This is a genomic window from Geobacillus thermodenitrificans subsp. thermodenitrificans DSM 465, from assembly GCF_000496575.1.
GTDB classification, from domain to species: Bacteria; Bacillota; Bacilli; order Bacillales; family Anoxybacillaceae; genus Geobacillus; species Geobacillus thermodenitrificans.
Window position 1 is genome coordinate 113,476 of record NZ_AYKT01000007.1, and the last position, 18,647, is coordinate 132,122.

Below are 18,647 nucleotides of genomic sequence, written 5' to 3' on the forward strand. Positions count from 1 at the left end.
GGCTCTTAAAAAACGGACGAATGGAATAATCGCTCCCTTACATATCGTAAGTGGAGCGTTTTTTATTTGCGCCTTTCGCAAACACTGAAACTGTTACTGTAATTTCGGCAAGGGGGAAGACAAGATGACAAAGTACATTTTTGTGACGGGCGGTGTCGTTTCTTCGCTAGGAAAAGGAATTACGGCTGCGTCGCTCGGACGGCTATTGAAAAACCGTGGATTGAACGTGACGATCCAAAAGTTTGACCCGTACATTAACGTTGACCCAGGAACCATGAGCCCGTACCAGCACGGTGAAGTGTTTGTCACCGATGACGGCGCGGAAACGGATTTAGACTTAGGGCATTATGAGCGGTTTATCGATATTAATTTGAACAAATACAGCAACGTCACCACCGGAAAAATTTATTCCGCCGTTATCCGTAAAGAGCGGCGCGGCGACTACTTAGGTGGTACGGTGCAAGTCATCCCGCACATTACGAATGAAATCAAAGAGCGCGTCTTCCGCGCCGGGAAGGAAACGAACGCCGATGTCGTAATTACGGAGATTGGCGGTACAGTCGGTGACATCGAGTCGCTTCCGTTTTTGGAGGCCATTCGTCAAATCAAGAGCGATGTTGGCCGCGAAAATGTCATGTACATTCATTGTACGCTCGTGCCGTACATTAAAGCGGCTGGAGAAATGAAAACGAAGCCGACGCAGCATAGCGTGAAAGAACTGCGCAGCCTCGGCATTCAACCGAACATCATTGTCGTGCGCACGGAAATGCCGATGCCACAAGAAATGAAAGACAAAATTGCACTATTTTGCGATATCGACCCGAAAGCGGTCATTGAATCGTACGACGCGGATACGCTATATGCTGTTCCGCTCATGCTGCAAGAACAAAAGCTTGACCAAATCGTCTGCGAACATTTGCGCCTCAACTGCCGCGAAGCGGATATGACGGAATGGAAAGCGCTCGTGGAGAAAGTACGCAACTTATCGAAAACGACGAAAATCGCCCTCGTCGGCAAATACGTCGAACTGCCGGACGCTTACATCTCGGTCGTTGAAGCGCTCCGTCATGCCGGCTATGCGTTTGATACGGACATTGACATCCAATGGGTCAATGCGGAACATGTGACGCGCGACAATGTGGCCGAGCTGTTGAAAGATGCTGATGGCATTCTCGTTCCGGGCGGGTTCGGCGACCGCGGTGTTGAAGGGAAAATTGAAGCGATTCGCTATGCCCGTGAACAGCGTGTGCCGTTCTTAGGCATTTGCTTAGGGATGCAGCTCGCTTCGATCGAATTTGCTCGTCATGTCGTCGGCCTCACCGGCGCCCATTCGGCTGAATTTGACCCGAATACGCCGCATCCAATCATCGACTTGCTTCCGGAACAAAAAGATGTCGAAGATTTAGGCGGTACGCTCCGTCTCGGCTTGTACCCGTGCAAGCTGCAAGAAGGGACGCTTGCCCATGCTGCGTACGGCGATGAAGTCATTTATGAACGCCATCGTCATCGGTACGAATTTAACAACCAATACAGAAACTTAATGGAAGAGCATGGCTTCGTCTTCTCTGGCACAAGCCCGGACGGACGGCTTGTTGAAGTCATTGAGCTGAAAGACCATCCATGGTTTGTCGCTGCTCAGTTCCATCCGGAGTTCACTTCGCGTCCGACGCGGCCGCAGCCGCTGTTCCGCGAGTTTGTCAAAGCGTCGCTAAAACAGTGACGAAAAAACGGTGTCCGTTTGTCGGACACCGTTTTTTGATGGTTTCATTCGATGGACGCACCTGTTTTCATAGCGGTGGTTACTTATACTCCTCCAAAATTTCATCAAGTAGCACAAGCAGTCCGTAGTAGATGAACGAAGCGGTAACCACCGTTGGCATGGCGATGCGGCGGCCATCTTCTGTCGGTACGAGCGGACGCGAGAGTTTGCTGTCAATATGGATAGCGGCGATATCCGCTAATCCAGGTTCGTCTTTGACAAGCGCTGCGACAGCGACCGTATCAACACCGCGTGCTTGCAGCTGTTCAACGAGGCGGATCGCCTCTTCATCGTTGGAAAAACGGGCGAACACAAGCGCCCGGTCTGTTTCGTTCCAATCATCGGCCGCCTCCGGTTCGAGGCGCGCTGCTTTTGGCAGTGAATCCGGGCCGAGAAGGGCAGCAGTGACGACCGCATCCAGCTCGCCTGTCCCATATAGCCAAATGCGCCCGTCGCCAATGGCTGCTTGGGCGAGCAAGCGCGCTCCGTCCTCCAGCGCCAGTTCTTCATCGGCGGTGATTTTTTGCAACAGTCCGATCGTTTGTGTCGTCAAAATTTTCATCGTTCGGCCTCCTTTCGACGTTATTATACAAAACGCACAAATGGCAAGAAAAGCAAGCAGGAAATACGTTCGGAAAATGCGAAACATTAATAGGGAGAAAAAAGGAATAGAGGTGCATAACCGTGGGGAACAAAATTTTGATAGTCGACGACCAATATGGCATCCGCATTTTGTTAAACGAAGTGTTTCAACGCGAAGGATATGTGACATACCAGGCGGCCAACGGTATGCAGGCGCTTGAAATTGTTCGCAAACACCATCCCGATCTTGTGCTTCTCGATATGAAAATTCCCGGCATGGACGGTATTGAAATTTTAAAGCGGCTGAAAGACATTGACCCAGATATTAAAGTGATCATCATGACGGCGTATGGAGAGCTTGATATGATTCAGGAAACAAAAGAGCTCGGCGCGCTGATGCATTTTGCCAAGCCGTTTGATATCGATGATTTGCGCGCTGCCGTTAAAAAACATATTTCTGTGTAGAAGTGCGTTTTTAGCTGCTGGTACAACTTTAGCAGAATAAAGACTGGAAATGTTGCTGTTTTGCTGACAAGTTGGTATGCTTATAACGTAGATGTATTTTGCGCCTGTGGGCCTACGTTCCGCCATGGCGACAAAGACGACGATCAGCTAAGGAGGATGTAACCATGCCGTTAGTATCGATGAAAGAGATGCTCAACGAGGCGCTGCGCGGCAAATACGCGGTCGGCCAATTTAACATTAACAACTTAGAGTGGACGCAAGCCATTTTAGCGGCGGCTGAAGAGGAAAAATCGCCGGTTATTCTCGGCGTTTCCGAAGGGGCAGCTCGCTATATGGGTGGCTTTAAAACGGTCGTCAACATGGTAAAAGGTTTAATGGAAGACATGAACATTACGGTTCCAGTTGCCATTCACCTTGACCATGGTTCGAGCTTTGAAAAATGTAAAGCGGCAATCGACGCCGGATTCACCTCGGTCATGATTGACGCCTCCCACCACCCGTTTGAAGAGAACGTCCGCATCACCTCGCAAGTCGTTGAATACGCCCATGCGCGCGGCGTTTCTGTTGAGGCCGAGCTTGGCATCGTCGGCGGGCAAGAGGACGATGTCATCGGTGAAGGTGTCATTTACGCTGATCCGAAAGAATGTGAAGAGCTTGTCAAGCGGACAGGCATCGACTGCCTTGCTCCGGCGCTCGGTTCGGTGCATGGCCCTTACAAAGGGGAGCCAAAACTCGGATTTGCGGAAATGGAACAAATCCGCGACTTAACTGGCATTCCGCTTGTGCTTCACGGCGGCACCGGCATCCCAACTGAGCAAATCCAGCGCGCGATTTCCCTTGGCACATCGAAAATCAACGTCAATACGGAAAACCAAATCGCCTTTACGAAAGTCGTTCGCGAGTTGCTTGCGAAAGATGCAAACGTTTATGACCCGCGCAAAATTATCGGCCCAGGCCGCGATGCGATCAAAGCGACGGTCATCGGCAAAATGCGCGAGTTCGGTTCGTCCGGAAAAGCGGCACAATAACGCGAAAACGGCAAGATCGGCTCAGCAGGCGGCTTTCAGCCGCCGCCCGGGCTTGCCTGCTTGCGCCCAAATCACGGCAAGGAGGGTCACTTATGAAATTTTTTATTGATACGGCAAATTTAGAGGAGATTAAACACGCTCACGAACTCGGTATTTTAGCCGGTGTAACGACTAACCCAAGCTTAGTGGCGAAAGAAAACGTCTCGTTCCACGATCGGTTGCGCGAAATTACGTCGATCGTTTCCGGTTCGGTAAGCGCCGAGGTTATTTCAACTGATGCGCCAGGCATGATTGAAGAAGGAGAAGAGCTGGCGAAAATTGCTCCGAACATCACGATTAAAGTCCCGATGACGCCGGAAGGGTTAAAAGCGGTAAAAGCGTTCAGCGAAAAAGGCATCAAAACGAACGTCACGCTCGTGTTTACCGCCAACCAGGCGCTGTTGGCTGCGCGCGCCGGCGCGACATACGTCTCTCCGTTCCTCGGCCGCCTCGATGATATCGGCCATAACGGCTTAGAGCTCATTTCCACAATCGCTGACATTTTCAACATTCATGGCATTGAAACAGAAATCATTGCGGCTTCGATCCGCCACCCACACCATGTGACAGAAGCAGCTTTGCGTGGGGCGCATATTGCCACCGTACCGTACAAAGTGCTGATGCAATTATTTAACCACCCACTCACTGACCAAGGAATTGAGAAGTTTCTCGCTGACTGGAATCGGCAACAATGAGAATAAGGCCTTTGCCTCCTAGGTTAAGCGGGCTGACCTTGCCGCGTTCGGGCTGGGGAATTCAGCCCGCCTGACCACTTTCTCGTCCCTAGGGGTGAAGCCAACTTCCGAGCAAAGAAGGGAGACGACGATGGATAAAATAAAAATTATCGGCGGGGATCGGCTGCAGGGGACGATTAAAGTGAGCGGCGCGAAAAACAGCGCTGTCGCCTTGATTCCTGCGGCGATTTTAGCCGATTCGCCGGTGACGATCGAAGGGTTGCCGGACATTTCCGACGTGCGCATTTTGGGAAGCTTGATCGAAGAGATCGGCGGTTCGTTTTGGTTTGATGGCAAAAAGGCGATCATCGATCCGACGAACATGGTTTCTATGCCGCTTCCAAACGGAAAAGTAAAAAAACTGCGCGCTTCGTACTATTTGATGGGAGCGATGCTTGGCCGGTTCAAAAAAGCGGTCGTCGGCCTGCCGGGCGGCTGTCATCTCGGACCGCGCCCGATCGACCAGCACATTAAAGGATTTGAGGCGCTCGGTGCAACGGTAACGAACGAGCAGGGCGCCATTTACTTGCGCGCTGAGGAGCTCCGCGGGGCCCGCATTTTTTTGGACGTCGTCAGCGTCGGTGCGACGATCAACATTATGCTGGCGGCGGTGCGCGCCAAAGGGCGGACGATTATCGAAAACGCCGCGAAAGAGCCGGAAATCATTGATGTGGCAACATTGCTTTCGAATATGGGCGCAAAAATTAAAGGCGCGGGCACCGATGTCATCCGTATCGACGGCGTCGAAAAATTATCGGGCTGCCGCCATGCCATCATCCCAGATCGGATTGAAGCCGGTACGTATATGATTGCCGCCGCAGCGACCGGCAACGAAGTTGTCATTGACAACGTTATTCCGCAGCACGTCGAATCACTGACGGCGAAATTGCGCGAGATGGGCGTGCACGTCGAGACGGGTGCGGATCAAATTTGGATCTGCGGCTCCGATGTTTTGAAAGCGGTTGACGTCAAAACGCTCGTCTACCCGGGGTTCCCGACCGATTTGCAGCAGCCGTTAACCGCCTTGTTGACGAAAGCAGATGGCACGAGTGTCGTCACGGATACGATTTACAGCGCACGCTTCAAACATATCGATGAATTGCGGCGCATGAACGCAAACGTGAAAGTCGAAGGTCGCTCGGCCATTATCACTGGTCCGGTCAATTTGCAAGGCGCAAAAGTAAAAGCGAGCGACTTGCGCGCTGGGGCGGCGCTCGTTATCGCCGGGCTCATGGCAGAAGGAGTGACCGAAATCACTGGCGTTGAGCATATCGATCGTGGCTACAGTGGGTTAGTGGAAAAGCTGTCTAAGATCGGCGCCACCATTTGGCGTGAAAAAATGACCGATGAAGAAATTGAACAAGTAAAAAATGCGTAACGTCAAGTGCAAAGGGGAAGGGGAGAACAGCAATGGAACGAAGCTTGTCAATGGAACTCGTGCGCGTCACTGAAGCGGCCGCGCTTGCGGCGGCTCGCTGGATGGGACGCGGAAAAAAGAATGAAGCTGATGATGCAGCGACATCGGCGATGCGCGATGTGTTTGACACGGTGCCGATGAAAGGAACGGTCGTCATTGGCGAAGGAGAAATGGATGAAGCGCCGATGCTGTATATTGGAGAAAAGCTCGGCAACGGCTACGGCCCGCGCGTCGATGTCGCCGTCGATCCGCTTGAGGGAACGAACATCGTCGCTTCCGGGGGCTGGAACGCCCTGGCTGTCGTCGCTGTCGCCGACCACGGCCATTTACTCCATGCTCCGGATATGTACATGGAAAAAATTGCGGTTGGTCCGGAAGCGGTCGGCATGATTGATATTGAAGCGCCGATCATCGACAATTTAAAAGCGGTAGCGAAAGCGAAAAACAAAGATATTGAAGATGTGGTCGCCATCGTCTTAAACCGTCCGCGCCATGAACGGCTCATCCAAGAGCTGCGAGAAGCTGGTGCGCGCATAAAACTCATTAATGACGGCGATGTGGCTGCCGCTATTAATACAGCGTTTGACCATACCGGCGTTGACATTTTGTTCGGCTCAGGCGGTGCGCCGGAAGGGGTGCTCGCAGCGGTTGCCTTAAAATGCCTTGGCGGCGAACTGCAAGGGAAATTACTGCCGCAAAATGACGCCGAACTCGAACGGTGCAAACAAATGGGAATTGACGTGAACAAAGTGTTGCGCATGGATGACTTAGTGAAAGGAGACGACGCCATTTTCGCCGCCACCGGTGTTACGGATGGCGAGCTGCTGCGCGGCGTGCAGCTCAAAGGAGCGTATGGTCTTACCCACTCGGTCGTCATGCGCGCCAAATCCGGCACCGTTCGTTTCATCGAGGGACGGCATAGCTTGAAGAAAAAACCGAACTTAGTCATTAAGTAACATCCTCCTATCCGGTCTGGTGGCGGCACCGCCTCCCTCTGGTGCCGCTCCCTGTCCGGAAAAGCAAAAAAAGATTGATTAAAAATAAGCAAAAAGGGTAAAATAGTCATGTTACCTGTGCAAAAATAAGCTCTGCCATTCTACTTCCTTATTTCAGCCTTCATCATCTTCTAAACGAATGATCCCTTCGCCTGTTGAATTGATGACAAATATGTCCAAACAAGAACGATGGGAGAATAGGAAACTTTGCAAAGTGTGGTGTCAAGATGGAATTAACGTTAGCAGCTTTAGAAAACATGAAGTTAAAAGAGCTGTATGAGCTCGCTAGACAATATAAAATTTCGTATTACAGCAAATTGACAAAAAAAGAGCTTATTTTTGCTATTTTGAAAGCGCGTGCCGAACAAGACGGCCTCTTTTTCATGGAAGGCGTCCTCGAAATCATTCCGTCGGAAGGATTTGGTTTTTTGCGTCCGATCAACTATTCCCCGAGTTCGGAAGACATTTACATTTCCGCTTCCCAAATTCGCCGTTTTGATTTGCGCAACGGGGATAAAGTATCCGGCAAAGTGCGGAAGCCAAAAGAAAATGAGCGTTATTTCGGCTTGCTCCACGTGGAAGCGGTCAACGGGGAAGACCCAGAAATCGCTAAAGAGCGCGTCCATTTTCCGGCGTTAACCCCTTTATATCCGAATCGGCAAATGAAGCTGGAGACAACGCCGGACAAGCTGTCGACCCGCATCATCGACCTCATCGCTCCAGTCGGCTTTGGCCAGCGCGGGCTGATCGTCGCTCCGCCAAAAGCAGGGAAAACAATGCTACTCAAAGAAATCGCCAACAGCATTACTGCTAACCATCCAGATGTCGAGCTGATCGTCCTCCTGATTGACGAACGGCCAGAAGAAGTGACCGATATCGAGCGGTCCGTGCAAGGGGACGTTGTCAGCTCGACGTTTGACGAAGTGCCGGAAAACCATATTAAAGTGGCCGAACTCGTCTTGGAGCGGGCGATGCGTTTGGTCGAGCATAAGCGCGATGTCGTCATTTTAATGGACAGCATCACCCGTTTGGCCCGGGCGTACAACTTAGTCATTCCACCGAGCGGCCGCACGCTCTCCGGCGGGATCGACCCAGCTGCGTTTCATCGTCCGAAACGGTTTTTTGGCGCGGCCCGCAACATCGAAGAAGGCGGCAGCTTAACGATTTTGGCGACCGCCTTAGTGGATACCGGCTCGCGTATGGACGATGTCATTTACGAAGAATTTAAAGGCACTGGCAATATGGAACTCCATCTCGACCGGTCGCTTGCTGAGCGCCGCATCTTCCCAGCGATCGACATTCGTCGTTCTGGCACGCGTAAAGAGGAGCTCCTCATTCCGAAAGAACATTTGGACAAACTGTGGGCGATCCGGAAAACTATGGCTGATTCCCCGGACTTTATCGAACGGTTTTTAAACAAGCTGCGCCGCACGAAGTCGAATGAAGAATTTTTCGCTTTGCTCGACCAAGAATGGAGAAGCGGCGGTCCAATCCGTATCTAAACGGCTGGTGGAACTTGCCGTAAATCGCCCGTTGCAAATCAGCGGAAAAGCTGTTATAATCTTAACATGTGTGTTTTAGATAACGCTTATGTGTTCACACGATGAACCGTCTGTACCGGCCGGGCTGTTCTCATGAGGCCTCGGTCGTTCCATGCGTGGTGCTTCGCCATAGAGGCGGAAGTGCCTTGGGCATCGAGCCCGCACGAACGAATAACTCTGTTTCGATGAGATACAGGGCGGAAGGAGATGAAAACGATGAAACAAGGGATCCATCCAGCGTACAAAAAAGTGATCGTCCGCTGCGCATGCGGAAACGAGTTCGAAAGCGGTTCGGTCAAAGACGAGCTGCGCGTCGAGATTTGCTCGGAATGCCATCCGTTCTTTACGGGCAAACAAAAATTCGTTTCGGCAGCGGGCCGCGTCGATAAATTCAATAAAAAATACGGCCTTAAGTAAAAAGAGAACGAAAGCAGGCAAGCGCGCACCGCTTGCCTGCTTTTTCGTGAGGGCAGATGGACGAACTGCCGCTCATAGGGGCTATCCTGCTGGCCGTTTCAGTCCCAGCCGGCAGGATTGGCCCGTTTTTCGACGACAGTGTTGAGCGAAAGGAGAGGCCCCCGATGTATGTGATGACGCAGTCCGGTTGGCTGGAAGTCATTTGCGGCAGCATGTTTTCCGGCAAATCGGAAGAACTGATCCGCCGCATCCGCCGCGCCCAGTTTGCCAAACAGGAAGTGAAAGTGTTCAAACCGACGATTGACAACCGCTACAGTGAAGATGCGGTCGTGTCGCACAACGGGAATTCAGTGATCGCCATCCCGGTCGCAACGCCGGCAGAACTGTTTCGTTATATTTCCGCTACCACCGATGTTGTTGCCATTGATGAAGTACAGTTTTTTTCTGATGACATTATTGATGTCGTGCAAACGCTCGCGGATCGTGGCTATCGCGTCATCGCCGCCGGGTTGGATCAAGACTTCCGCGGCGAACCGTTCGGGCCGGTACCGGCGCTCATGGCCATCGCCGAATCGGTGACGAAACTACAAGCGGTCTGCACTGTTTGCGGCTCCCCGGCTAGCCGGACGCAACGGCTCATTAACGGTGCGCCCGCCTCTTATGACGATCCGATCATTCTTGTCGGCGCGAGTGAAGCGTACGAACCGCGTTGCCGCCATCACCACGAGGTGCCGGGCAAACCACAAAAGCAGCATGATCATCCGTTTGCTGAACGCGCCAGTGAGTGAAGGGATTCGGTTGGAAATACAGGAAATTAACGCGCTGCACCAGCATGTGCTCGAAGCCTTCATGGCTGGCAAAAGTGCTGATAAGTAATGGAAAAAGATGGCGATATGCCAAACATCTCAAGCCGTTTGTTCACCGAATGCGTCAATCAGTAGCGATGACACGGCGCACTCCGGCTGTTTCCATCGCCACTCTGCTGGATATTATGAACAAACGACACAGCTGCTCGTAAACGATGGATTGGTCTTACCCCACGTTCGCTTCATTTGAACGTGGGGTTCTCTCGTTCGGAGAGGATAAATATTATGACTTGTCACGGGCATCCTAACAGCAGGGAGGCGAAAACAATGAAACGCATTTGGTTGTTAGGATTTGCCTTGTTGCTTTCTGCCTGCTCGTTAAATCCAGATCAATCGTCTTACCGCCAGCAAAGCGAAGATAAAAATGGTACGCAGCTCATGACGGATGGCCGGCCGAAAACGGATGCGGATCGCGACTTGTACAACAACTTTGACGACCCGGAAAAAACGCGGCAAAACCCGAACTTCATTAGTTTGGCCGAAGGAAGTGAAAACCAGCGCGTTAATACGCGTAAAGCAGTGCAACTCATTGAGCGGTATACCGATTACCGCGTCAACTCCATTTGGTTTCACGGCGACAATATGTATGTGACAGTCAACGTGCCTGACACGTTGTCTGCCAAAGAGCGGCAGCGTGAGGCGAGCCGCATCGATGAACTGCTGACAAAAGCGATTCCGACGTACGAAATCATCGTACGCTTGAATTAAACGCTCCCGCTTACGAAAAGCGGGGGTTTTTGTTTGGTTTTGTTTCATGATATAATTTAAAATTAGACTGTGCTGAAAAACAGAGGTGAATGCTGTGTTTGATCGGTTAGAAGCTGTTGAACAACGATATGAAAAATTAAACGAGCTTTTGATGGATCCAGCCGTTATCAACGACCCGAAAAAGTTGCGCGATTATTCGAAAGAGCAGGCTGATTTGACTGAAACGGTGCAAACGTACCGTGAATACAAGTCCGTTCGCAGTCAGCTCGCGGAAGCGAAGGCTATGCTGGAAGAAAAACTTGAGCCAGAGCTGCGCGAGATGGTGAAAGAGGAAATTGATGAGCTCGAAGAACGGGAAGAAGCGCTCGTTGAGAAGTTGAAAGTGTTGCTTTTGCCGAAAGATCCGAATGATGAGAAAAACGTCATTATGGAAATTCGTGCCGCCGCCGGTGGCGAGGAAGCCGCGCTGTTTGCCGGCGACTTGTACCGGATGTATACGCGCTATGCGGAGTCGCAAGGGTGGAAAACGGAAGTGATCGAAGCAAGCCCAACAGGTCTTGGCGGCTATAAAGAAATCATCTTTATGGTCAATGGGAAAGGGGCGTATTCGAAGCTGAAGTTTGAAAACGGCGCTCATCGCGTCCAACGCGTCCCGGAAACGGAATCAGGCGGACGCATCCATACATCGACGGCAACGGTCGCCTGCTTGCCGGAAATGGAAGAAGTCGAAGTCGAAATTCATGAAAAAGACATTCGCGTCGATACGTACGCCTCGAGCGGGCCAGGGGGACAAAGCGTGAACACGACGATGTCAGCCGTACGCCTCACCCATATTCCGACCGGCATTGTCGTTACTTGCCAAGACGAAAAATCGCAAATTAAAAACAAAGAAAAAGCGATGAAAGTGTTGCGCGCCCGCATTTACGACAAATACCAGCAAGAAGCGCGCGCCGAGTATGACCAAACGCGTAAGCAAGCAGTCGGCACCGGCGATCGCTCAGAGCGCATCCGCACGTACAACTTCCCGCAAAACCGCGTCACTGACCACCGTATCGGGTTGACGATTCAAAAGCTTGACCTCGTGTTAGACGGGCAGCTCGATGAAATTATCGAGGCGCTCATTTTAGACGACCAGTCGAAAAAACTGGAGCAAGCGAACGATGCGTCGTAACGTACATGAGGTCCTCACCTGGGCTTCTTCTTTTTTGCATGCTCATGGAAAGGAAGAGCGGGCGGCCGAGTGGCTATTGTGTCACCATTTGGGCACTGACAGAGCCGGGTTGTTCGCCCGTTGGCGTGAGCCGGTTGAGGAAACGGTGTATGAACGATTCGCAGCCGATGTGCGCCGCCATGCCGTAGACCATGTGCCGATTCAATATTTGATCGGCCATGAATGGTTTTACGGCCGACGGTTCCTTGTAAACTGCCATGTGTTAATCCCGCGACCGGAGACAGAAGAGCTTGTGCTTGGTGTCTTAGAGCGTCTTCCTCGTCTGTTTGAGGGACGGGAGCGGATTGATGTCGTCGATGTAGGCACTGGCAGCGGGGCGATTGCCGTGACGTTGGCGCTTGAGAATCGCACGCTTTCAGTGACCGCGACTGATATTTCCGAAGAAGCGCTCACAGTCGCCCGGGAAAATGCCGAGCGGCTTGGGGCTCGCATTTCGTTTTTGCGCGGTGACTTATTGCAGCCGCTCATTGAGCAAGGGCAGACAGTCGATGTTGTCGTTTCAAATCCGCCGTACATTCCCGAGACTGATGCTGCTACACTCTCTCCGGTCGTGAAAGACTATGAGCCGCACACGGCGCTTTTTGGCGGTCGTGACGGGCTTGATTTTTACCGCCGCTTCGCTCGCGACTTGCCGCTTGTGCTCGGTACTCCAGCGCTTGCCGCGTTTGAAGTCGGCGCCGGACAAGGAGAAGCGGTCGCCTCACTCTTAGCGGCGGCGTTTCCTGAGGCTGAGATCGAAGTGGCTTTTGACTTGAATGGCAAAGACCGAATGGTCTATATGACAAGAAAAAATTAGATTCATAGGTTTAAAATGAGGCGGCGCCGTCCACAATGAATGTTGAAAGGACGGTGCCGATAATGGTGATCAGGGGAAATTCCATCGCTGTATGTTTATATATCATTCTATTAATAACAGGCGTCCTCGTTCATCTATACGGTCAGCAGACGGATGCGGGGGCAAACGCGACGGTCATGGTTCCCAACGAGGCGATTCGCCTGCGCATTTTGGCGAACAGCGATAACGTTGCTGACCAAGAATTGAAGCGAAAAGTGCGCGATGCGGTGAACGCGCAAATTAACGAATGGGTGGCCGAACTGACGTCGTTCGAAGAAGCGAAGCGTGTCATTCGCTCCCACTTGCCGGACATCGAGCAGACGGTCGCTCGTGTGCTCCGTGATGAGCAAAGCAATCAGTCGTACAAGGTGGAGTTCGGTTCGGTTCGCTTTCCGACGAAAGTGTACGGTAATTACGTTTATCCAGCCGGCACGTACGATGCGGTTCTTATTACGCTCGGGGCAGGAAAAGGGGCAAACTGGTGGTGTGTCTTGTTTCCGCCGCTTTGTTTTCTCGATTTTTCCAACGGTGACGCTGTGATGATGAGAGAGAAAGAGATGCCGGCAAACGAGAACGAGGCAGACAAACCTGCACCAACCGAGGCCGACGCGCCTATGAAAGAAAAGCGGAGTAAAAAAGAAGCGGCACAGCCGGACGGACAAGAAGATGAGAGCATCGCGATAGCCATAGGTGAGGAGACTGAACGTCACACAGTGGCTGAGGAAATCAATGAGGATAGTGTGAGCACGAGCGTGAGTGATGGAAATCGAGCTGTGGATGACACGAGCCTTGCTGCGATTGACATCGGCGAAGACGCGAGTGAAGAGAAACAAATGGATAGCGGAAATGCTTCCCCCGTCGTCATGGCTGAGTCGGAGCAGCGGATCGAAGTGAAATTCTTCTTCAAAGAGTTGCTTGCCCACCTTATTCCATAGGCTCATATCCACAATGTTATCCACAAAAACAACAGATTTATTCACAATTTGTGTATAAATGTGGGTAACCGACGAGAGCTAGTTCGGTACTTCTGAGCAAATCCGCCATCTCCAAGGCGATAGAGAAGGTGAAACGATTGAAAACGCATGTTTGGGTTGTGGATAATATTGTTGATAAACAGCAAATTTATCCACAAATACAAGAGGCTGCCGAATGGTTGCGGACCGGAGAAGTGATCGCATTTCCAACGGAAACGGTGTACGGATTGGGAGCAGATGCGGCTAATACGACAGCGGTGGAAAAAATTTTTGCCGCCAAAGGACGGCCGAGCGACAATCCGCTCATCGTCCACGTCGCCAGCCTCGCGCAAGTTGAATCGATCGCTGCATCGATCCCGCCGGTCGCGAAAACGTTAATGGAGCGGTTTTGGCCGGGCCCGCTCACCTTAGTGTTGCCGAAACGGGACGGAGCGGTGTCTGAACGGGTGACAGCTGGTCTTTCGACCGTGGCGGTGCGCATGCCGGATCATCCACTGGCGCTTGCCTTGATCGAAGCGAGCGGCTTAGCGCTTGCCGCCCCGAGCGCCAACCGGTCAGGAAGGCCAAGCCCGACGACGGCCGCCCACGTGCTCGCTGATTTGAACGGGCGCATTGCCGGAGTGATTGATGGCGGGCCAACGGGTGTCGGCGTTGAATCGACTGTGCTCGATTGCAGCGGAGAGGTGCCGACGATTTTGCGCCCGGGCGGGGTGACGAAAGAGGCGCTCAGTGAAGTGATCGGCCGCGTTGAAGAGGCTGCCGGAGATGAACAGACAGCGCCGAAAGCGCCAGGAATGAAATATACGCATTATGCGCCGAAAGCACCGCTTTGGATCGCCGCTGGCCCACCGTCGTTTTTGCAGCGGCTTGTTGATGAAAGCCGGGCGGAAGGAAAAACTGTCGGCGTGCTGACGACTGAAGAAAACAAAAACCGTTATGTCGCCGATGTCGTGTTGGCATGTGGAGCGCGTCGCGATTTGGAAACGGTGGCCCAACGCCTGTACGATGTGCTGCGTCAGTTTGATGAGACAGGCGTTAACCTCATTTACAGCGAGGCGTTTCCGGAGGAGGGGATCGGCGCTGCGATCATGAATCGGCTGCGTAAAGCGGCCGGTGGGCGCGTCATTAGCGAATAGCGAAACAAAAGCGGAACGCAGCCCCCCAAAAAAGTGAAGGAGCTAACTGTATAGAGTGACGAGTCCGTTCGATGTGAAAGATAAGCGAGGGTGTCTCATTGGTTTGGAGACACCCTCTTTTTTCACTCTTGCATATGAAATCGCCTCGCTTCTCCTCTATCACTCGTTTGCTTCTAAACGATGCTGGACGTGCATATGTTAGCAGTAAGGCTAGTCCGGGAGGGAAGGGAATGGGCGCGTTAATCGGCGAAATGATCGCGCTGTCGCTGATGGCGCTTGCGCTAGGCATGGACGCATTTTCGGTTGCCTTAGGAATGGGATTGTTGCGTCTTCGGCTTCGGCAAATTTTTTATATTGGGCTTACGATCGGCTTATTTCATATTTTCATGCCGCTTGTCGGTATGGCAGTCGGCCGCTTTTTGTCGCGCGAGTTCGGTAGCATCGCTACATATGCGGGCGGGGTGTTGCTATTATGGCTTGGCGGGCAAATGATCGTCACATCCTTTCAGCAGGAGGAAGGGACTTCATTCTTGCCGCACGGGGCGGGGCTGCTTTTTTTTGCATTCAGCGTCAGCCTCGACAGCTTTTCGGTCGGGCTAAGCCTTGGCATTTTCGGGGCACGGACGATGGCGACGATCCTCCTGTTCGGTTTGTTCAGCACGGTCTTGACTTGGATCGGGCTGCTGGTGGGCCGACATTTTCGGCAATGGCTCGGTTCGTACAGTGAGGCGCTTGGCGGCAGCATTTTGCTTGTGTTCGGGCTGAAGCTGCTTTTTTCGTAAAGAATCAGGGCAGGTGGTGCCAACCTTTTCATTTCAGTGGGAAAAAGTGGACTGCCCGCTTTTTTTTGTTCTTTTCCCTATGGTATATTGTTGATAAGCCATTGTTATGGTAAGCCATTGTTGAAGAGGTGGTTGTCATGCCGTACCGCATTTTGTTCGTCTGCACCGGCAATACGTGCCGGAGCCCGATGGCCGCCGCGCTTCTTGAGAGCAAGCAGCTGCCCGGTGTCGAGGTGAAATCGGCCGGTGTATTCGCTGCGGAAGGAAGCGAAGCGTCCACCCATGCGAAAACGGTATTGAAAGAAAAGGGGATTGACGCGTCCCACCGTTCTTCGCTATTAAAAAAAGAACATATTGACTGGGCAACGCACGTGCTGGCGATGACGTCCGGACATAAAGAGATGATCGTCGGACGTTTTCCGGAGGCGAAAGATAAAACATTTACGTTAAAACAGTTCGCTTCAGGAACAGACGGTGACATCGCCGACCCGTTCGGCGGCTCGGTTGAGGTGTACCGGGCAGCTCGCGATGAGTTAGCGGCGCTTATTGACCGCCTGGCGGAAAAATTGCAAGAGAAACAATAATATCACGTGGTTAATGAGGGGGAAAACAATGGGGGGAAAACGCCGTTCGTTTGGCTTGCGTCTGAAGCTTGTCGTCTTTACAACAGTGCTAGCAATTATTACATATTCGACGAGCGCCTTGTACTTGTACGTGCTGTATGATTGGTGGTTTGCATCATTCAACAAAAGCGTCTTCACGATTGTTGTATTGCTGCTCGGCATTTTTTGGTCAGGAGTGCTCGCCTATGTCGCCGCTGGCTGGATTACGAAGCCGCTGCAACATCTCGAGGAAGCGGCCACTAAGGCGGCTAGCGGGCACATTGAAGAAGACGTTCCGCTTCCTTCATCCAATGATGAAATTCGTTCGCTTGCTGTCGCTTTTAACCACATGCTTCATCATCTGCGCATCGTGATCACTAACATTGAAGAAAATACAGCACGTACAAATGAGAAGACATCGGAAATGAGCCAAGCATCTGAAACAGCGGCAAACCGCGCTCGCGATATTGCGGCGACGATTGATGATATTTCCAAAGGGGCAACCGCTTCAGCGGAAGCGATTCAAGAAGCGGCTGAGGCCGCTGAAGATGTGCTCGCCATTGCCATACGGGTACAAGAAACGGCGGAACGTGCGGAACAGTCCGTACATGAGATGGCAGAAACGCTCAAGACAAGCCAAGATATCACTCATTCGCTCATCAATGGCATCGGGCAGCTGGCCGACGATCAAGAACTGTCAAGGGCCGCTGTCAAACAGCTTGAGAGACATGCCCATCAAATCGGAAACATTACATTGCTTGTTGCCGATATGGCTGAGCAAACGAACTTGCTAGCACTCAATGCTTCGATTGAAGCCGCCCGTGCCGGTGAACATGGCCGGGGCTTTGCGGTCGTGGCCGAAGAAGTGCGCAAACTAGCTGATGAAAGCGCTACGGCAGTGAAACAAATTGCGGAATTGGTCAACAATATTCAAAACGAGGTTGCCCGGGTGGCCATGCAAATGGATAAGCAGGCCGCCACCGCCAACGCTGAGGCGGTCAGAGGCAAGCAGACGAATGAGGCCATTGCCGCTATGGTATCTTCAGCGGGTGAAGTGATTCGCGCCGTCCATGATATCGCTGAGCTGGCGAAAAGCCAAATGAGGCACATGGAGCGGGTGGCGGCACAGACGCAAGAAGTGGCGGCGATCGCTGAGCAGACATCCGCTGGTGCGCTCGAAGTCGCGGCGGCGACCGAAGCACAGACAGAAGCAGTCAGCAATGTGCACAAACTGGCGAACGAGCTTGTCGAACAGGCGGAACAGCTGCAGGCGGCAGTCGCCCGTTTTCGCGCCGACTAAAATGACCGGTGCACTCAGACATGCTGTCGACTTCACTGGCGGAAACAAACGAACCGCACACGATCTAGCATAATAAGGTAACTGTATCGATGAAGCGCTCGCTCCAAAAAGCGGGGAGCGAGGCGAGCAGAAAGGAGACGAACGAACTTGAAAGTAGCAATTGCTTCCGACCACGGTGGAATTCGCATTCGTGAAGAAATTAAAGCACTTCTTGATGAAATGGGCATCGAATATACAGACTTTGGCTGCGACTGTGAAACGTCGGTCGATTACCCGGATTACGCGCTCCCGGTCGCTGAAAAAGTGGCGCGCGGCGAGTTTGATCGCGGCATTTTAATTTGTGGCACCGGCATTGGCATGACGATCGCAGCGAATAAAGTAAAAGGGGTGCGCTGCGCCCTTTGTCATGATGTTTACAGCGCGAAACTGACACGCATGCATAACGACAGCAACATCCTCGCGATGGGCGAGCGCGTGATCGGCCCTGGCTTGGCGCGTGAAATCGCGAAAGCGTGGTTGGAGACGGAATTCGAAGGTGGCCGCCATGCGCGGCGGATCGGCAAAATTGCCGATTACGAAAACGAACATTTGTAAAAGACGCATCGTTTCATAAAAATCGCGGCGTATTAATGAGGGGGAGGGCCATGGACGCACTATTGACCGAATGGAGGCAGCAATGGCAAACCATCTTGCACGCGTTTCAAGAACAGGCGCAGCTTGGCTGCGGTCACATCGTTGTCATCGGCTGCAGTACGAGCGAAGTGCTTGGCGAGCGGATCGGCACGGCCGGATCGATGGACGTTGCTGCCATGCTTTTTGCCGAGCTTGAGGCGTGGCGGCGAGAAGTTGGCATTGAGCTGGCGTTCCAATGCTGTGAACATTTAAACCGGGCGCTTGTCGTTGAGCGGGAGACAGCACGCGCTCACGGGCTCGAGGTCGTTTCCGTCGTTCCGGTGCCGAAAGCGGGGGGAGCAATGGCCGCCTACGCCTATCGACATCTTATGGATCCGGTCGTCGTCGAGGTGATTCGTGCTGACGCGGGGATTGACATCGGCCATACGCTCATCGGCATGCATTTGAAGCCGGTTGCCGTCCCTGTACGCGTTCCGGTGAAGCATGTCGGATCGGCGTGTGTGACGTTGGCGAAAACACGACCGAAGCTGATCGGTGGTGCCCGTGCCGTCTATTCATTGGAAAATCCGAATGATTCCTGTACTTTCTAGTTATTTTATTCAC

General features: G+C 52.4%; 20 protein-coding genes. 19 read left to right on the plus strand and 1 reads right to left on the minus strand.

Features of this window, described 5'->3' with window-relative positions; genetic code table 11:
• The first annotated feature begins 124 nt into the window (after window positions 1-124).
• The gene (locus tag DSM465_RS0108600) at window positions 125-1,720 is read left to right on the plus strand and encodes a CTP synthase (RefSeq protein WP_008880723.1); all 1,596 of its coding nucleotides are present in this window, start codon (window positions 125-127) and stop codon (window positions 1,718-1,720) included.
• Window positions 1,721-1,799: 79 nt separating this feature from the next.
• On the opposite strand, the gene DSM465_RS0108605 is transcribed toward DSM465_RS0108600, so the two are convergent.
• Entirely contained in the window at window positions 1,800-2,321 is a 522-nt protein-coding gene (locus DSM465_RS0108605) for a DUF2529 domain-containing protein (RefSeq protein WP_008880722.1), read from the minus strand.
• Between the two features lie 122 nt (window positions 2,322-2,443).
• On the opposite strand from DSM465_RS0108605, the gene DSM465_RS0108610 reads away from it, so the two are divergent.
• The 18 genes from DSM465_RS0108610 to DSM465_RS0108695 all read left to right on the plus strand — a co-directional run bounded on the left by DSM465_RS0108610 (window position 2,444) and on the right by DSM465_RS0108695 (window position 18,634).
• Entirely contained in the window at window positions 2,444-2,806 is a 363-nt protein-coding gene (locus DSM465_RS0108610; protein WP_008880721.1) for a response regulator, read from the plus strand.
• 164 nt (window positions 2,807-2,970) lie between these two features.
• Entirely contained in the window at window positions 2,971-3,834 is an 864-nt protein-coding gene (locus tag DSM465_RS0108615; RefSeq protein WP_008880720.1) for a class II fructose-bisphosphate aldolase, read from the plus strand.
• Window positions 3,835-3,926: 92 nt separating this feature from the next.
• Window positions 3,927-4,568 (plus strand): fructose-6-phosphate aldolase, encoded by a 642-nt coding sequence (gene fsa, locus DSM465_RS0108620; RefSeq protein WP_008880719.1) that lies wholly within the window; start codon window positions 3,927-3,929, stop codon window positions 4,566-4,568.
• A gap of 130 nt (window positions 4,569-4,698) precedes the next feature.
• Window positions 4,699-5,985 carry a UDP-N-acetylglucosamine 1-carboxyvinyltransferase gene (locus tag DSM465_RS0108625; RefSeq protein ID WP_008880718.1) on the plus strand — a complete coding sequence of 429 codons (1,287 nt, stop codon included), beginning with the start codon at window positions 4,699-4,701 and terminating at the stop codon, window positions 5,983-5,985.
• A 32-nt stretch (window positions 5,986-6,017) separates the two neighbouring features.
• Window positions 6,018-6,980 carry a class II fructose-bisphosphatase gene (glpX, locus tag DSM465_RS0108630; protein ID WP_011888409.1) on the plus strand — a complete coding sequence of 321 codons (963 nt, stop codon included), beginning with the start codon at window positions 6,018-6,020 and terminating at the stop codon, window positions 6,978-6,980.
• Between the two features lie 266 nt (window positions 6,981-7,246).
• Window positions 7,247-8,521, plus strand: coding sequence for a transcription termination factor Rho (rho, locus tag DSM465_RS0108635; protein WP_008880716.1), 1,275 nt, complete (start codon window positions 7,247-7,249; stop codon window positions 8,519-8,521).
• Between the two features lie 255 nt (window positions 8,522-8,776).
• Complete coding sequence (rpmE, locus tag DSM465_RS0108640) at window positions 8,777-8,977, plus strand: 50S ribosomal protein L31 (protein WP_008880715.1); 201 nt, start codon at window positions 8,777-8,779, stop codon at window positions 8,975-8,977.
• A 164-nt stretch (window positions 8,978-9,141) separates the two neighbouring features.
• The gene (locus DSM465_RS0108645; protein WP_029761116.1) at window positions 9,142-9,765 is read left to right on the plus strand and encodes a thymidine kinase; all 624 of its coding nucleotides are present in this window, start codon (window positions 9,142-9,144) and stop codon (window positions 9,763-9,765) included.
• A gap of 345 nt (window positions 9,766-10,110) precedes the next feature.
• Window positions 10,111-10,551 (plus strand): hypothetical protein, encoded by a 441-nt coding sequence (locus tag DSM465_RS0108650; RefSeq protein ID WP_008880713.1) that lies wholly within the window; start codon window positions 10,111-10,113, stop codon window positions 10,549-10,551.
• A 94-nt stretch (window positions 10,552-10,645) separates the two neighbouring features.
• Complete coding sequence (gene prfA, locus DSM465_RS0108655; RefSeq protein ID WP_008880712.1) at window positions 10,646-11,722, plus strand: peptide chain release factor 1; 1,077 nt, start codon at window positions 10,646-10,648, stop codon at window positions 11,720-11,722.
• Window positions 11,712-12,578, plus strand: coding sequence for a peptide chain release factor N(5)-glutamine methyltransferase (gene prmC / locus DSM465_RS0108660; protein WP_029761117.1), 867 nt, complete (start codon window positions 11,712-11,714; stop codon window positions 12,576-12,578). The genes prfA and prmC overlap by 11 nt, the downstream gene beginning before the upstream one ends.
• A gap of 35 nt (window positions 12,579-12,613) precedes the next feature.
• Window positions 12,614-13,552, plus strand: coding sequence for a stage II sporulation protein R (gene spoIIR / locus DSM465_RS0108665; RefSeq protein WP_029761118.1), 939 nt, complete (start codon window positions 12,614-12,616; stop codon window positions 13,550-13,552).
• 137 nt (window positions 13,553-13,689) lie between these two features.
• Window positions 13,690-14,727 (plus strand): L-threonylcarbamoyladenylate synthase, encoded by a 1,038-nt coding sequence (locus tag DSM465_RS0108670; RefSeq protein ID WP_011888406.1) that lies wholly within the window; start codon window positions 13,690-13,692, stop codon window positions 14,725-14,727.
• A 230-nt stretch (window positions 14,728-14,957) separates the two neighbouring features.
• Window positions 14,958-15,509, plus strand: coding sequence for a manganese efflux pump MntP (locus DSM465_RS0108675; protein WP_008880708.1), 552 nt, complete (start codon window positions 14,958-14,960; stop codon window positions 15,507-15,509).
• 137 nt (window positions 15,510-15,646) lie between these two features.
• The gene (locus tag DSM465_RS0108680) at window positions 15,647-16,093 is read left to right on the plus strand and encodes a low molecular weight protein arginine phosphatase (protein ID WP_008880707.1); all 447 of its coding nucleotides are present in this window, start codon (window positions 15,647-15,649) and stop codon (window positions 16,091-16,093) included.
• A 28-nt stretch (window positions 16,094-16,121) separates the two neighbouring features.
• Complete coding sequence (locus DSM465_RS0108685; RefSeq protein ID WP_008880706.1) at window positions 16,122-17,411, plus strand: methyl-accepting chemotaxis protein; 1,290 nt, start codon at window positions 16,122-16,124, stop codon at window positions 17,409-17,411.
• Window positions 17,412-17,558: 147 nt separating this feature from the next.
• Window positions 17,559-18,005: a ribose 5-phosphate isomerase B gene (rpiB, locus tag DSM465_RS0108690; protein WP_008880705.1), complete on the plus strand. Its 447-nt coding sequence runs from the start codon at window positions 17,559-17,561 to the stop codon at window positions 18,003-18,005.
• Window positions 18,006-18,055: 50 nt separating this feature from the next.
• Window positions 18,056-18,634, plus strand: coding sequence for a TIGR01440 family protein (locus DSM465_RS0108695; protein WP_029761120.1), 579 nt, complete (start codon window positions 18,056-18,058; stop codon window positions 18,632-18,634).
• Window positions 18,635-18,647: the final 13 nt, after the last annotated feature.

Excerpts from the sequence above, each read along its gene's own strand:
- DSM465_RS0108685 (WP_008880706.1), top strand. The coding sequence starts at position 16,122 with ATGGGGGGAAAACGCCGTTCGTTTGGCTTGCGTCTGAAGCTTGTCGTC.
- DSM465_RS0108625 (WP_008880718.1), top strand. The coding sequence starts at position 4,699 with ATGGATAAAATAAAAATTATCGGCGGGGATCGGCTGCAGGGGACGATT.
- fsa (WP_008880719.1), top strand. The coding sequence starts at position 3,927 with ATGAAATTTTTTATTGATACGGCAAATTTAGAGGAGATTAAACACGCT.
- spoIIR (WP_029761118.1), top strand. The coding sequence starts at position 12,614 with ATGAATGTTGAAAGGACGGTGCCGATAATGGTGATCAGGGGAAATTCC.
- DSM465_RS0108695 (WP_029761120.1), top strand. The coding sequence starts at position 18,056 with ATGGACGCACTATTGACCGAATGGAGGCAGCAATGGCAAACCATCTTG.
- DSM465_RS0108605 (WP_008880722.1), bottom strand. The coding sequence starts at position 2,321 with ATGAAAATTTTGACGACACAAACGATCGGACTGTTGCAAAAAATCACC.
- glpX (WP_011888409.1), top strand. The coding sequence starts at position 6,018 with ATGGAACGAAGCTTGTCAATGGAACTCGTGCGCGTCACTGAAGCGGCC.
- prmC (WP_029761117.1), top strand. The coding sequence starts at position 11,712 with ATGCGTCGTAACGTACATGAGGTCCTCACCTGGGCTTCTTCTTTTTTG.
- rho (WP_008880716.1), top strand. The coding sequence starts at position 7,247 with ATGGAATTAACGTTAGCAGCTTTAGAAAACATGAAGTTAAAAGAGCTG.
- DSM465_RS0108650 (WP_008880713.1), top strand. The coding sequence starts at position 10,111 with ATGAAACGCATTTGGTTGTTAGGATTTGCCTTGTTGCTTTCTGCCTGC.
- rpmE (WP_008880715.1), top strand. The coding sequence starts at position 8,777 with ATGAAACAAGGGATCCATCCAGCGTACAAAAAAGTGATCGTCCGCTGC.
- DSM465_RS0108680 (WP_008880707.1), top strand. The coding sequence starts at position 15,647 with ATGCCGTACCGCATTTTGTTCGTCTGCACCGGCAATACGTGCCGGAGC.
- DSM465_RS0108600 (WP_008880723.1), top strand. The coding sequence starts at position 125 with ATGACAAAGTACATTTTTGTGACGGGCGGTGTCGTTTCTTCGCTAGGA.
- DSM465_RS0108615 (WP_008880720.1), top strand. The coding sequence starts at position 2,971 with ATGCCGTTAGTATCGATGAAAGAGATGCTCAACGAGGCGCTGCGCGGC.
- DSM465_RS0108675 (WP_008880708.1), top strand. The coding sequence starts at position 14,958 with ATGGGCGCGTTAATCGGCGAAATGATCGCGCTGTCGCTGATGGCGCTT.
- DSM465_RS0108645 (WP_029761116.1), top strand. The coding sequence starts at position 9,142 with ATGTATGTGATGACGCAGTCCGGTTGGCTGGAAGTCATTTGCGGCAGC.